The organism is Acinetobacter sp. ANC 4636, from assembly GCF_054454555.1.
This window is the reverse complement of record NZ_JBTKVD010000004.1, coordinates 64,844-78,717: the sequence shown is the minus strand read 5'-3', so window position 1 is coordinate 78,717 and position 13,874 is coordinate 64,844. Positions and strand designations below refer to the sequence as shown.

General features: G+C 36.5%; 11 protein-coding genes. 1 reads left to right on the top strand and 10 read right to left on the bottom strand.

What is annotated here, in order from left to right:
* Window positions 1-172: 172 nt before the first annotated feature.
* The 4 genes from ACX1N5_RS05695 to ACX1N5_RS05680 all read right to left on the bottom strand — a co-directional run bounded on the left by ACX1N5_RS05695 (window position 173) and on the right by ACX1N5_RS05680 (window position 5,107).
* Complete coding sequence (locus ACX1N5_RS05695) at window positions 173-760, bottom strand: hypothetical protein (protein ID WP_458800784.1); 588 nt, start codon at window positions 758-760, stop codon at window positions 173-175.
* A 515-nt stretch (window positions 761-1,275) separates the two neighbouring features.
* Window positions 1,276-1,617: a hypothetical protein gene (locus tag ACX1N5_RS05690; RefSeq protein WP_458800782.1), complete on the bottom strand. Its 342-nt coding sequence runs from the start codon at window positions 1,615-1,617 to the stop codon at window positions 1,276-1,278.
* A gap of 50 nt (window positions 1,618-1,667) precedes the next feature.
* A complete protein-coding gene (locus ACX1N5_RS05685) occupies window positions 1,668-2,612 on the bottom strand; it encodes a YagK/YfjJ domain-containing protein (protein WP_458800780.1) in 945 nt (314 codons plus the stop codon).
* A gap of 236 nt (window positions 2,613-2,848) precedes the next feature.
* Window positions 2,849-5,107 (bottom strand): hypothetical protein, encoded by a 2,259-nt coding sequence (locus tag ACX1N5_RS05680; protein WP_458800778.1) that lies wholly within the window; start codon window positions 5,105-5,107, stop codon window positions 2,849-2,851.
* Between the two features lie 618 nt (window positions 5,108-5,725).
* Here ACX1N5_RS05680 and ACX1N5_RS05675 point away from each other — a divergent pair.
* Window positions 5,726-6,856, top strand: coding sequence for a Fic family protein (locus ACX1N5_RS05675; RefSeq protein WP_458800776.1), 1,131 nt, complete (start codon window positions 5,726-5,728; stop codon window positions 6,854-6,856).
* A 344-nt stretch (window positions 6,857-7,200) separates the two neighbouring features.
* On the opposite strand, the gene ACX1N5_RS05670 is transcribed toward ACX1N5_RS05675, so the two are convergent.
* The 6 genes from ACX1N5_RS05670 to ACX1N5_RS05645 all read right to left on the bottom strand — a co-directional run bounded on the left by ACX1N5_RS05670 (window position 7,201) and on the right by ACX1N5_RS05645 (window position 13,870).
* Window positions 7,201-9,078, bottom strand: coding sequence for a polysaccharide biosynthesis protein (locus tag ACX1N5_RS05670; protein WP_458800774.1), 1,878 nt, complete (start codon window positions 9,076-9,078; stop codon window positions 7,201-7,203).
* A gap of 133 nt (window positions 9,079-9,211) precedes the next feature.
* On the bottom strand, window positions 9,212-10,387 hold the full coding sequence (locus tag ACX1N5_RS05665; RefSeq protein ID WP_458800772.1) for a DegT/DnrJ/EryC1/StrS family aminotransferase: 1,176 nt from the start codon (window positions 10,385-10,387) through the stop codon (window positions 9,212-9,214).
* Window positions 10,388-10,413: 26 nt separating this feature from the next.
* A complete protein-coding gene (locus ACX1N5_RS05660; protein ID WP_458800769.1) occupies window positions 10,414-11,070 on the bottom strand; it encodes a NeuD/PglB/VioB family sugar acetyltransferase in 657 nt (218 codons plus the stop codon).
* A complete protein-coding gene (locus tag ACX1N5_RS05655) occupies window positions 11,063-11,674 on the bottom strand; it encodes a sugar transferase (protein WP_458800767.1) in 612 nt (203 codons plus the stop codon). Before ACX1N5_RS05655 ends, ACX1N5_RS05660 begins: the two co-directional genes overlap by 8 nt.
* Window positions 11,674-12,813: a glycosyltransferase family 4 protein gene (locus ACX1N5_RS05650; protein ID WP_458800765.1), complete on the bottom strand. Its 1,140-nt coding sequence runs from the start codon at window positions 12,811-12,813 to the stop codon at window positions 11,674-11,676. The genes ACX1N5_RS05655 and ACX1N5_RS05650 overlap by 1 nt, the downstream gene beginning before the upstream one ends.
* Window positions 12,800-13,870: a glycosyltransferase gene (locus tag ACX1N5_RS05645; protein ID WP_458800763.1), complete on the bottom strand. Its 1,071-nt coding sequence runs from the start codon at window positions 13,868-13,870 to the stop codon at window positions 12,800-12,802. Before ACX1N5_RS05645 ends, ACX1N5_RS05650 begins: the two co-directional genes overlap by 14 nt.
* Window positions 13,871-13,874 lie beyond the last annotated feature (4 nt).

Sequence of the window (13,874 nt, the reverse complement as noted above, 5' to 3'; positions counted from 1 at the left end):
AGAGAAATACAAATCCACCCTGACCATGAGTACGCGAGAATAATGTTGAATCACGGTAGGCTAGATATAAAATGCTTAAATAGCATCTGACATGCTAGCCTTTCTCATTTCAGTTCAAGAAATCAAATAATCACTCATAATTTCTTGAGATCTTAAAAAATAATCAGCAGGCTTATTTAATCGGAATCATTAAATGTTGATAAGGTGTTCCAGACCACATCACATATGGTACCGAAGTATCGGGTTGTTTATGTTTAGGATACATATCGTAAAAGCTTTGAGATGCACCAACAATCATGATATGTGGGCCCGTTTTAATCCAGTGATTGCCAGCTGTTGGTTTAGTTGCATAAGGATCAACATTACTCGCATCTGTTCCACCTGCAAGCATATACATCAACCCCACTTTTCCTTTTGGAGGAATCTTGTGCATCATCCATGCTTCTGCCCATTCCATTGAAGCTGGATCCATACACATTGGATCTGGTCCAGGTGTTGTTGGGTTATCTGGCATACAAATAAAATTATTGTGTCCCTTACGCAAAGTCTGCATATGACCTTGAGCATCAATATAAACAATAGTTGCCATTGCACTGACTTTTTTGGGTGCGGCACTCATCGCACTCGCAATCATATGCTTTTTCTGCATTGAAGCTTTCCAACTCGACATATGTTTACTACGCATTGTTTCATCTGCATAAGTCACTGATGTTGCCAGCATCACACTAGCCGCAATAATCAATACTTTGGAAAAATTCATCACACGCTCCTTGTATTGTGAATAGAACCACTTCATCAATAGCGTTAAATTGACAAAACATTGAATATGCAACAATCAAATTCCATATATAGCTGCATAAAACCTGTTGAGAACAGCGAATTCTACTTTTTATTTATGATCAAAAATAAATGCGATAGAAACGCTATATTCTGATTATTTTTTATTCTTTTTTATTTTCTCGTCAACTAAATGGACGATAAAACGTAACATCTATAACAAATAAAATTATTAACACACAATAGCTTACAAACCCCAATAAGCCTTATACTTCAAAAGTTAAGTGATATATAACTTAATATTTTTGCGATATAAAAAATGATTTAAAGATTTTACATGTATTTAACGGTCTTAAAATACGATTTTCTCTTCGATTTAAACACGTTAACTCTCTTTTAAATCATCCTTAAAAATTTAATCAACCACGTGACTTTATTAGTCAAATTTATATCCAATGAAATATAAATTTTAGATGCTTGGATCCTCACAAGCCACTTTCACATTCTTTTTTTCCGAGCCCACTTCATTTCACTTAAAATCACACCGAATACCACACACAATCCACCAAGTAATGTGATAATGCCCAAATGTACCTGCCAATCGCCCAAATAGCCAGCCCAGACAGGTGCAGCTTGAGCAGAGTAAACTGAACGTTGTGCCCAATTCATGGTGAGCTGAATCGCAGCACTTGCCAAGCTTGCCAATAGCCGTAAGGCATAACGTCCAGCTAAAAGCAGGAATATACGGTTGAGCTTATGGAAAAGCTGGGGGAAATGAATCCAAGCACAATTAGTACGGTGAATGGAACATCGACTTATCAGATTCGTTAATTGGTACATAGGATGTGTAGTTCCGCAAAAAAATACACATCTCTCATCGCACTAATCACCTAACTTACAACGTCTTGATCAATCGAAGACTCCGTTAGCCCTCTACGCTTAGTATTTGCAAATAATCCACGCCCAAAACTACGCATACCCGACATACTAACCCGAAGATATTGTTTATCTTTTTCTGGATTGACCAAGTACATGGCAGCCTGTATCGCATTTTGCACTTGCTCAGGCTGATTCCGATGAATCATTCCAATCCCTAGCGTACCTTGATCTTCAAACTTCTTCTTATACTCAGGCGCATTTGAAACAAAAGCATAGCCTTTCTGATCTGTTAATGCAGACCAACAATCCCTGACCTGTAAGCCAATCCAAAAGTCATTTTGACGCTGATGCCCATTGTAAACAAGTAAGACATGGCAGTGATAACCTTTATCCTCACCTTGCTCCAGTGCCCATGCATAGCCTTGCAAATCATTAAAACAGGTATCTTGATTCTGAACTCGATTTAAGAAGTGCTGCAAATATTGATTGAATTGCTGAATATCTACTTCATGTTGATATTCCATTTGAATCGCTAAATCGACACGCACAAACAATAGCTTTGCATAATGTTGGATAAGTTGCTGTAAATAAAACAAAAGGCTTTTCTGATTTCGTCGTTCCTGAGCCTTAAACTTGATAAATTGAAGTGAAGCATTCGACTTTAAATCGGATAAAGTGTCTACAAGTCTCCAGAAATGCCTGTCATCAAAAGATTGGACTAATGAGATATCCTGACCATTCAAGATTTCATCAACAACATTTGCTAGAGAATGAAATATCTTAATACATTCAGAGTATTGTCGTGTAGATTGGTAAATTGTCTTGAACTGAGGAATCAACTTAATCAATTCCTGTTTAAAGCTTTCTTCGCTGTATGCCTTATACATAGAGATGATAAAATTATCTATATCCGTCAGTACCTTAGACTCATTGAGTGCTGTACTCGCATTTGTCATGAGAATTTCCTTGTTGATGATTAAACTCATATCACTAGGAAATAATTCAAGTTTTACATAGAATACTTATGTTATGTAATAGTATGATTTATATAATTAATTCATTACATTAATAACCCACTAACAAATTCTTAAAACATTCCTGTATCACGTACACAATAAATTCAACAACTTCCCCTAGATGAGAAAAATTAAGTAAAAAGCAATCGAGCTAAAGTTACGCTACATGAATATATTCATTTTGAATGAGATTTTTTGCTCAAAACACCTTTACTAAACATTTTGATCTTTGAGTCTTGTTTATCATCATAAAGCTTAGACAAATAAAAATGTCGATAGGTAAAGTATGGAAGCAATTTTTCCAGTAACACCCTCTTCAATTTTTTGTTTTTCTTCTCAAAGACTACAAATGTTGATTTCAAGGATTCCTCAGAATGCATGAGATACTCTCCTTGGAAAGCCCTAGTACGAAATTGATTTAGACTTTCACCTATTAAAGATTTCTTACCTTTGTATTCTTTCCATGCATTAAGGACATCTTGCTCGAATGATTGATAACTGAGTCCATATACAAATTCCATAATAAAAATCACGTCCACATATGGTTTTGGTGGTCTTCTATCCTGAAAGCCTTTCTCGTACGGTTCATCCAACCAAATTAAAAAATAGCCATTTAAGTTTTTTAACAAGCTACTTCTTTTATGAATTCTTAAAAATTCGGTGAAGTGTTTTGCGAAAATTTCTCTTTTCTCTAGAAATGAAATGCCTTCTACATCTGCATAAAACTTAAACCTACATATCAATTGATTACCCTGAAGCAACCCTTCAAAATATTTATAGGCATCTGCTGTTCTTCTCTCAGATGCGACAAAATCATCAATAGTATATGGGTAACTAGGTATTCTAGTTTGATTTAGTCGATAGTAACCACATAGTTGATTGAGCGTATGTAAGGTCTCTACTTTGCTAATGATGGTATTATCTGTCCGTACTAATTCCTTTATATACACCCATAACTGACTATTCAAAAGCATTTGAAAGCGTTGACCTAACATAGAATCAAGCTCTTCGATTTGACTTATAATTTCTGGTTGTTGACACAAGGCATTATAAAGATAGATGAATTGGCGACCCAATCTACTCGGCTTAATGTCAGTAACGAGATCTTTAAATTTAACAATGTAAAAAAAAGGTTCATCACCGACCTTTAGAAATGTATAAAAAACTTGTAAACAACCCAGAACTTCACCATTGAATGCACTATCGTATCTCAACTCATAGACAATTTCAGATAGCATGATTTTATCGATTGCCAACTCCTTTTGAAGAGTTTTCGGCAATACACTTATAGACCACACTTCATCGACATCAGATATAGAATTCATTAATTCAGAATAAATTCTATTTATATCTTTTACTTGTATTCCTTTTTTAGGTACTTTTAAGCTTAAAGCCCAAGGTTCTAAGACTTGCTCATGGATAAAATTTCCATCATTTGCTAATGGGTAACAGTAAGAAAAAAAATCATCATGTCGATAAAATGACCCTAGTGTCCAATACAGAAAGTTTTGTAATTTTTCACTCTGATCAATGTGCCCAACAACTTCTACCTCAGCAATATGGTTGAGAACCATTCCCCAATTCTGAAATTTAATCTGAGTACCATTAGCACTCGTTTCTGAAATAGTTTCAAGCTGTGTTAGGCATTGTTTAACATTAGAAAGAGCTTGCATCGGATAAATTAAAATACAATTTAATAAGCAACCATGCAAACCATCATCTTCAAACTTGAATAAGACTTTGAGTAACCGCTTATCCAATACAATTTTTTGTTCTATTAAATGTAATTCATGGAATCCCCTACGAATATCAATTGTAGAGCTAAGATTATTAGGCAACTTAAGCTGATACGTTACATTCACTGTATACAAATGCCCATATCGTTTGGAAAGCTCCAATACCTCTTTTTGTGCTTCAACAAGTAATTGCTGATTTTGTACCGAGTACGAGTACTTCACCCCTATGTTTTTTAAACGCAACTGTTCAGTAAAAATCGAATAAAAAAGTAAACATGCCTGAACAGGAAACGCTACTTCTAATACTTGATAACGTCTTAACACTTGAAAAATTTTATTTCTTCCAGCTCCCTGTCCTCGCAGATCATAAATTTCTAAGCACCATTTATAAACTTGGAAAAGTTCAAAATTGATTGCATTTTTATAAAAAAAGATTTCTCGATTTATCAGCAAAGGACGAAATAATTCACGCATCTTTTCTGAATGGAAAGAGTCTTCTTTGAAATCACTCTCATCTATTTGTCGCTCTTCCTGATAATTTTTCTCTAACTCACATAGCGAATTAAATAGCCCAATCCAGTCTCGAAAAATTGAAATTTTTTTATTTTCATCTTTGCCCCAATCATCAATTGCATAGGGATACTTCTTCTCTAAAACCAAAAATAGATCTTTATTATTAATAATTGTTGATTTAAGCATAAAATTACACCATAAGTAACTGTAATTTAATTAATTAAAAATTAAATTTTATATTTTTAAAAACATATTATTCCATAAATAATCATACATTAATCCAAATATAAAACAATAAAGTTCACAAGTTAATAACATATCAATCCAACAACCAGTAAGACTATTTTTTAATCAAAAATAGATAGCTATTCAACACAGCACTTAAGATGGAGATGGCTAATTTCTGTAAAGCTATAAAATTGACAGAGATAGATGAGCTACTGATTTGAGTGGTTCATTTTGAAAGGGATGGAAATTAGAAGCTTGATGATCAACTATTGTTAAAATGGTCAAAGATGGTTTTATTGCAAAATGATAGACAATAAATTTTACTCATATGAAAAAAAAATCAGAGAAGCCTCTAATCATTGGGACTATTTAATGGTTGTAGAATGGCTCCGTTTTTCCTCCAACAGAGTGCATTTTTGTAAAACCTACAACTCAAAAAATCCCCCTAGCAACGTTCTGTTTTAAGTGGTTATAGCTAAAATCACAAGCCGAACAAAGAATACATTCAACTCAAATTATGAGCCAAATATATGCTATATTTGACTCACCCTAGAAGCTTTCTCAGCAGAGTTCAAAATGAATGAATGGATTTGGCAGACGAACAATTGGACAAATTTCACATGGAAAGATGAGATTATCTTACCCAAGACTCGAAAGATTCATCAAAAAATTGGTATGCTCCTTGGGCACAGTCAGCATGATTTAGCAAAAAAACAATTCACTTTAGATACTTTGCTTGCCAATTTGGTAGCATCATCAGCCATTGAAAATGAAACTTTGAATGTCTCTTCTTTACGCTCCTCACTTGCTCGCCGTTTAGGTGTCAGTCTTGAACACCCCTACCCAAGTTCTGACCGATCTGAAGGCTTAGCAAACATCATGTTGGATGCATTGAATAGTGTAAAACAAGCTCTTACTGTTGAGCGTCTCATGCAATGGCATCAATGGCTCTTTAATGATCCTGATTGGACAATGCAACGATTAAGGATTGGACAACTGAGAGGCTCAGAACCAATGCAGGTTGTTTCTGGTCGATTAGATTATCCAACTGTACATTTTGAAGCACCACCTAGAGAGGGATTAGAAAACCTTTTAAGCTCATTTATAAATTGGTTTAATCATAGCCTGACCGACTCATTACTTGATCCACTCCTTCGTGCAGCTATCACTCATCTATGGTTCATTACACTTCATCCTTTTGATGATGGTAATGGTCGTATTACACGCGCACTCACTGATCTTGCATTAGCACAAATGGATGAACAGAGCATTCGTTTATATGCCATATCACCATCTATTTTAAATAAAAGAAAAAGTTACTATGAAATTTTAGAGCAAACACAGAAAAGTGATTCAGATATTACAAATTGGCTGATTTGGTTTTTAGACACCTTAAATGACAGCCTCGACACAACATTAAAACAAATTCAGCGAACATTGCTCAAAAGCCAATTTTGGCAAAAATTTTCAAACCTAGATTTGCATGAAGGGCAACGAAAGGTCTTGAATCGTTTATTAGATGGTGGTGAGAATGGTTTTGAACATGGCATTAGTGCTTCTCAATACCAGAAGGTCGCTAAAGTCAGTAAAGCAACAGCCACACGCCATTTAACAGATTTGCTAGAAAAAGAGTGTATAATCAAACTAGATGGTGGAGGGCGAAATACTCGTTATCAAGTCAACACCGAATTTTTAAATATCAATTAGATAGCACTTTTCTTTTTTACGGTACAATATGCAGTACAAAAATTTTCAAATTTATTTATTCCATTATACATCAATCATATAAATCAAAAATTCGAGTCCCGCAGACCGCACCAATTTTTTGTTTATTTTTATCTTCAATGATCAAAATAAATATAAAAATAACATTAAATTCAGCAGTATAGAAAATACTTAATCTATATTCGTCTTATAAACGAATACCTTTACAGTACAGTGCACCATACAGCTAACTCCCTTGTGGGAATTTAAAGCAATCGTAAAAATCATTCACTGCTAAAAATTAAAGTCAGGCACTCGCTACAAATATAAGTGAATTTCGATGTTAATTAATTCACTTGTATTTGCCCACTACGTTGATAGCCATCAACATAGCACTCCAGTTGTGTGAGTGCCCAATTAATATCCTGTTCCGTCGCTTTAATTTTTTCTAGAGATTTAAAGATAGGTTGCAATTCTTCTAAAGGGAAATCTTTTTCAAAAGAACGTAAAATTCGGCTATGTTCAGTAACTTCAGTATCGTCCTGATCAATCAATAGCTCTTCATAGAGCTTCTCACCAGGTCTTAATCCTGTATAGTGAATCTCAATATCACCATATGTACTTCCAACTTCCTTAATCTGTAAACCACTCAGCATCACCATCTGCCGAGCAAGATCCTGAATTCGTACTGAATCACCCATATCCAGTAAAAATACATCTCCTCCAGTACCTAGTGCTCCCGCCTGAATCACCAATTGTGATGCTTCTGGAATAGTCATAAAGTAACGCGTCACTTCAGGATGAGTCACTGTAATCGGACCACCTTTACTAATTTGCTGTTTAAATAAAGGTACGACAGAACCTGATGATCCAAGAACATTACCAAAACGGACAATACTAATCTGAGTTTGATGCTGTACTTTTGCCATGGCCTGGCAGTAAAGTTCAGCCATACGTTTTGAAGCTCCCATCACATTGGTTGGGCGTACTGCTTTATCAGTTGAAATCAGTACAAAGGTTTCTACCCCTTTTTTGACAGCTGCATTTACACTAAAGGCTGTTCCCAATGCATTATTTTTCAAACCGGCAATCGGATTACATTCTACCAAAGGCACATGCTTGTAAGCAGCAGCATGATAAACTGTCTGCACAGCATATTGCTCAATCACCCGTTCCAGTTTACCCTGTTCCAGTACACTGCCCAAAATCGGGATAATGTCACAATCACTATTTAAACGTAACTCTTTATCAATACTATAAAGTGCAAACTCAGTTAATTCATAAATAATCAGTTGTTTAGGCTGATTTTTCACAATCTGACGGCACAATTCAGAACCAATTGATCCGCCAGCCCCAGTTACCATCACTACTTTATCTTGGATATTTTTGGTCAGTAATGGCTCAATTGGTGGAATCGGATCACGTCCCAGCAGATCAATAATATCTACTTCTCGGATATCAGTAATCTTAATATCACCATCAACAAGTTGAGTCAAACCCGGAAGCTCGGTTATTTTTAAATGTGCTGGTTCAAGAAGACGGATAATTTCACTTTTACGCGCACGGCCTACCGATGGCAATGCAATTAAAATTTCATCAATTGCATATTTTTTAAAGGTACGAGCCAATGCTTCCTGAATCGAATAAACTTTTAAACCTCCGATTATCTGTTTCTGTAAGGCGCTTTTATCATCAACAAAAAATAGGGGGATATGCTCATCTGAATGCAGTAAGGCTGCCATGATTTGCTGCCCAGCAAGACCAGCACCATATATAGCAACACGCTTCTTCCTGATTTGAGACTCTTGCGCAGCCTGCACAACAAAACGGATCAATGCACGGCTAAACCACACCCAGCCAAACATGAAAAAACCATACATAAGCGGAATAGACATGGGAATAAAGGCTGAAGTGCTATAAGCTAAGGTATATAAAACGACCACCATCAAGCTTACAGCAAGGGCTAACTTGGCAATAAACAGCTCGCTAAAGGCACGTACAATGAAGTGGTACACGCCCATGAGTAACAGACTTAAAACTGAAAGTATACTGACTAGAACCCAACCGAATGCCATACCCGGCATAACATCGATATCCCACTCAACAAGTCGAATGGCATAACACATCCACAACAGAACAGGAAAAACCAACAAATCTAACAGCGATAAACCTGACTGTTTAGCCCTTCTAGAAATAGATGACAATTGAATAATAGTATGCTTCACGGAAATTCCTTCACTGACTCTATGCCATTTTTTAAATAACGACATAAAGAAAATCAGTTTTGCTAATTTTCTGTTTTATTATGAATGTGGGTCATTACATAGGGTTTACCCACAAAATTTAAAAAATAAAATATTATACTTGCATAGCATAAATGACCTTCTGGATAGCACTTAAGGTCTTCTCTATACTCTCAGGGCTCAACGTCGGATGTACCAAAAACATCAGACTGGTTTCACCCAACTGCTTGGCATTGATCAAACGTTGTGCCGGACGCCAAGGTGTCCCATCAAAAGCATGTTCCAAGTACACTTCTGAGCAAGAACCACTAAAGCAAGGCACGCCTTGAGCATTAATCTCTTGCATCACGCGATCACGTGACCAACCATCTGGTAATGCTTCCAAATTAACCTGAACATAGCATTTATAATATGCATGTACGTAATCATCTGAAGGGATATGAACTTTAAAAAAAGATGATTTTTTAAATACTTTTAAAATCTTTGCTGCATTTTCAGCACGTTTTTTAGTCCATTCCGACATTTTTTTCAGCTGGATGCGTCCAATTACTGCCTGCATTTCCATCATGCGCCAGTTGGTACCAAAGGAGTCATGCAACCAGCGAAACCCTGGTGGGTGCTGTTTGTTGTAGATACTGTCGTAATTCTTACCGTGGTCTTTATACGACCACATTTTTTCCCATAATTTTTCATCATTGGTAGTGACCATCCCACCTTCACCACCTGTACTCATGATCTTGTCCTGACAAAACGACCATGCACCAATATGCCCGATTGAACCCGCTGATCGCCCTTTGTACTGGGCACCATGCGCCTGAGCACAATCTTCAATCACATACAACCCTTTTTCTTCAGCCAACTGCATGATTGGGTCCATATCACACATCCAACCTGCCAGATGCACACAAACAATCGCTTTGGTATTTGGGGTCAAAACTGCTTCAATAGTACGGCGAGAAATATTTTGCGAGTCTAGCTCAACATCGGCAAATACAGGATTGGCATCTGCCGTAACAATCGAACTCGCCGAAGCCAAAAAGGTGCGCGAAGTGACAATCACGTCATCTCCAGTTCCAATACCCAGTGCTTTCAGTGCAACATCCAGTGCTACAGTACCATTGGCCAAAGCTACAGCATATTGAGTTCCAACAAAATCGGCAAATTCTTTTTCAAACTCACGGCACTCTTGCCCAGTCCAATAATTGACTTTATTTGAAAGTAGGACTTGGGAAACGGCATCAGCTTCTTGCTGAGTAAAGCTTGGCCATGGCTCAAATGCAGTGTTTAACATAATCTTTCCTAAACTAAAATTGAAGCTTATCTTTTTTCTAAAATTCGTGCTGGATTACCCACCACAGTCACACCCGGTGGCACACTTTTGGTGACTACCGCCCCCATACCCACGACAGCACCTTTTCCAATCACTAACGGTTTGTCTGGAGTACCCTGTTTAATCACTGCACCAGTACCAATATAGGCATGATCTTCAATATGAATATTGCCGTTGCATTTTACACCTGGTGCAAAAGTCACATAGTTCCCAATCACGCAGTCATGCTCGACATAGCTGTATAGATTGGCATGAAAACATTTACCAATTTTAATGTTTGAAGTTATGGTGACAAAAGGACTCAATGCAGCGCCTGCTGCAATTTCAACATGATCCATAATTACGGTATTATTGGCCTGTACTGACCATAAAGGCACACCATCATTTTCTAGCTGGTGCGCTATTTTTTCACGAATTTGACTATTCGCAATAGCAATCAACACAAACTTATTAGCATATGGTAGAGCCTTAAACATATGATAATTCAAAGCTGGATGCCCATTAAGTTCAGTAACTTCAGTCAAGCGGTCATCAATAAAGTAAATACGAGACTGAATGCCTAAACGAGTAAGGTGTTCTCTAGCGACAGGCATTAAACTACGACCACAGCCTGAAGCTCCATAAATGGCATAGATCTCAGTCATTGGTTTTATCTACTCTTGAACCTGTAAATTTGCTCATAGTCACTTCACCTTCAGCACTAATACCATCTTTCACAACTACTTTTTTTACTGTTTGTACTAAAATTTTAATATCTAGCCAAAATGATTGATGCTCGACGTACCATGTATCGAGTTTAAATTTTTCTTCCCAGCCAATTGTATTGCGTCCATTAACTTGAGCATATCCTGTGATGCCGGGTCGAACATTATGACGCTTTGCCTGCTCAGCACTATAAAGCGGTAAATATTCCATAAGGAGTGGCCGTGGCCCAACCAGACTCATATCACCTTTGAGTACATTCCATAACTCGGGTAACTCATCAAGACTGGTGGCGCGTAGCTTTTTACCAAAATCGGTCAAACGCTCACTGTCAGGCAATGGGTTACCATCTTTATCAATAGCATCCTTCATGGTACGAAACTTGATCATTTCAAACGACTGACCATGCAAACCTGGACGAGTTTGGCGAAATAGTACAGGTGAGCCGAGATTTTTTCTGACCTTGTAGGCAATCATCGCATACACAGGTGCAAGGGTAATTAAAGCAAAAGCCGAAGCGATAATGTCAAAGGTACGTTTTAACATCACTCAATCTCCAAAATTTTTAGTAATTTTGCATTTACTTTATTCGAATCAAACTTCTCTTGAGCGATATGATAACTCTCATCGCCCATTTTCTTAATTTGTTCAGGATTTTCTATAAAGTAAATCATTCTTTCAGCCAAAGCTTGAGGGTTCCATTTCGGTACTAAAAAACCATTTCGACCATCAACCACGGTCTCACGACACCCCGGCACATCAGTTGTAATAACGGCTCGCCCAACTGCCATGGCTTCTTGAGTACTACGAGGTACCCCTTCACGATAAGACGGCAATACAAACACATCGCTATTTGTAATCCAATCAACAATATTGGTTACTTGTCCAGGGTACTCAATAATTTGGGTATTGACTAATTGATTCAGTAGATCTTCTGATAATGAACCAGGATTATCTTTATCCAAGCTACCCAATACCACAAAATGGGTTGTAGGAAATTTTTGCTTAACAATTTTTGCAGCAGCTACAAATTCATTAATGCCTTTTTCTTTTAATAACCGACCAATAAATAAAAAGGTCGTAATATAGCTTAATTGTCTAGGACTATAAGGATAATCGTTTAGATGAATACCGATACCACCTAAGATATCTTTTTGCTTAACTTTGATATTAAATTGATTGAGCAAGTCTTTAGGATCATCAGGATTTAAAAAAATCACTTTATCAGCTAATGGCAAAGCTCCCCTAAATAGCATGACTTGAATGTTTTTAATGATTTTTGCTTTTGTGCTAATACCATCTGGTTGATCAGTAAAGGAATAACCTAACCCTTCAATCATCGCATAAATTTTTGGCACTTTTGCCAGTTTAGCTGCTATAGTCCCAAATATTACCGGTTTAGCAAAATAATTAAAGACAACATCGGGCTGAATTGCTTTGATTTTCTTATATAATGCATAAGTATTGGCTAAATCAGCCAAAGGATTTAATCCGCCACGACTAAATTCATAGTGGCTAACAATCACTCCCAAGTCACTGATTTTTGCAAGCTCTGTCGGATCACTGTCAGTAGTCAAAGCGTAGATTTGATAGCCTTTGGCGACTAGAGCTAAAATCAAATCCTTACGGAAGGTATATAAACTTGAAGCTATAGTGCCGATGATGAGAATTTTATGCTGTTTCATATATTTCTAACCATCTTTTAACACTAGCATCTAATGAAAATAGTCGCTCAACTCTTTCTCTAGCTTTTTGGTTATTATTTTCTATTTCATCTGATGACATAGTTAAAGCTTTTTCAATCGCATTCGCTAAAGCTTCAGGGTCTTGAGGTGGAACCAATATACCTGTATCTCCCATTATCTCTGCTGTACCACCACAATCAGTTGCAATCACAAAAGTACCACAAGCCATTGCTTCTATTACAACAGTTGGTAAACCTTCAAATTTTGAAGACAGTATAAAAAAATCAGCTTTTTGTAATAATTGTGGAATGTCATGTCGAATTCCTAGCAAGCTAACTGTACTCACTAATTCTAAATTATTGATCAACTCTTCAAGTGTAGGGCGTAAATCTCCATCTCCTGCAATGGAAAAATTTAGATTTTTATTAGTAGAGTGGATGACTTTAAAAATAGCTTGTAACAAGTTAGGGTAATCTTTTTCTTCATTGAACCTACCAACCGATACAAAATTTAAATTAGTCTTGATAGTATCTTTATTGCTAAGAGCCATAGTAAATTTATCTAAGTCAATACCATTATAAACAGTCGTAATATTTTTTTGACTAAACGCACCTTTTGCAATCAAAGCATTAACTGCTTCTAGACTAACATTACTATTAAAATTAGATAAGGAGTTAGTTAAACGATAAGCTATCATTCTAATCTTACCGCCTTCATTTGAAGAATGTGCAGTACAAATTAAACGTGGGGCTTTCGTTCTTATACGATTAAGGCGTGCAAAAAGATTGGCATGTACCATATGTGCATGAATAACATCCGGTTTAAATTTGCTAACAATTTCATGATATTTAGCTGATACTTTAAAAAAATCTTTTAAGCCATCTAGCCCTAAATAGATAACTTCTATTTGCTCCGACTTTGGTTTAACTAACATAGGTCCTGTCAGATAAACTATCTTTACCTCATGCCCTTTAAGAAACATTTGATCTGCTAAATCCGCCACAACTTTTTCTGCACCACCTAAGCCTAGCCCAGTGATAACATATAAAATATTCATTTAT

Bases quoted from the DNA above. Each gene is read 5' to 3' on its own strand.
- ACX1N5_RS05665 (WP_458800772.1), bottom strand. From the start codon at position 10,387: ATGTTAAACACTGCATTTGAGCCATGGCCAAGCTTTACTCAGCAAGAA.
- ACX1N5_RS05650 (WP_458800765.1), bottom strand. From the start codon at position 12,813: ATGAAACAGCATAAAATTCTCATCATCGGCACTATAGCTTCAAGTTTA.
- ACX1N5_RS05690 (WP_458800782.1), bottom strand. From the start codon at position 1,617: ATGTACCAATTAACGAATCTGATAAGTCGATGTTCCATTCACCGTACT.
- ACX1N5_RS05655 (WP_458800767.1), bottom strand. From the start codon at position 11,674: ATGTTAAAACGTACCTTTGACATTATCGCTTCGGCTTTTGCTTTAATT.
- ACX1N5_RS05685 (WP_458800780.1), bottom strand. From the start codon at position 2,612: ATGACAAATGCGAGTACAGCACTCAATGAGTCTAAGGTACTGACGGAT.
- ACX1N5_RS05695 (WP_458800784.1), bottom strand. From the start codon at position 760: ATGAATTTTTCCAAAGTATTGATTATTGCGGCTAGTGTGATGCTGGCA.
- ACX1N5_RS05675 (WP_458800776.1), top strand. From the start codon at position 5,726: ATGAATGAATGGATTTGGCAGACGAACAATTGGACAAATTTCACATGG.
- ACX1N5_RS05660 (WP_458800769.1), bottom strand. From the start codon at position 11,070: ATGACTGAGATCTATGCCATTTATGGAGCTTCAGGCTGTGGTCGTAGT.
- ACX1N5_RS05645 (WP_458800763.1), bottom strand. From the start codon at position 13,870: ATGAATATTTTATATGTTATCACTGGGCTAGGCTTAGGTGGTGCAGAA.
- ACX1N5_RS05680 (WP_458800778.1), bottom strand. From the start codon at position 5,107: ATGCTTAAATCAACAATTATTAATAATAAAGATCTATTTTTGGTTTTA.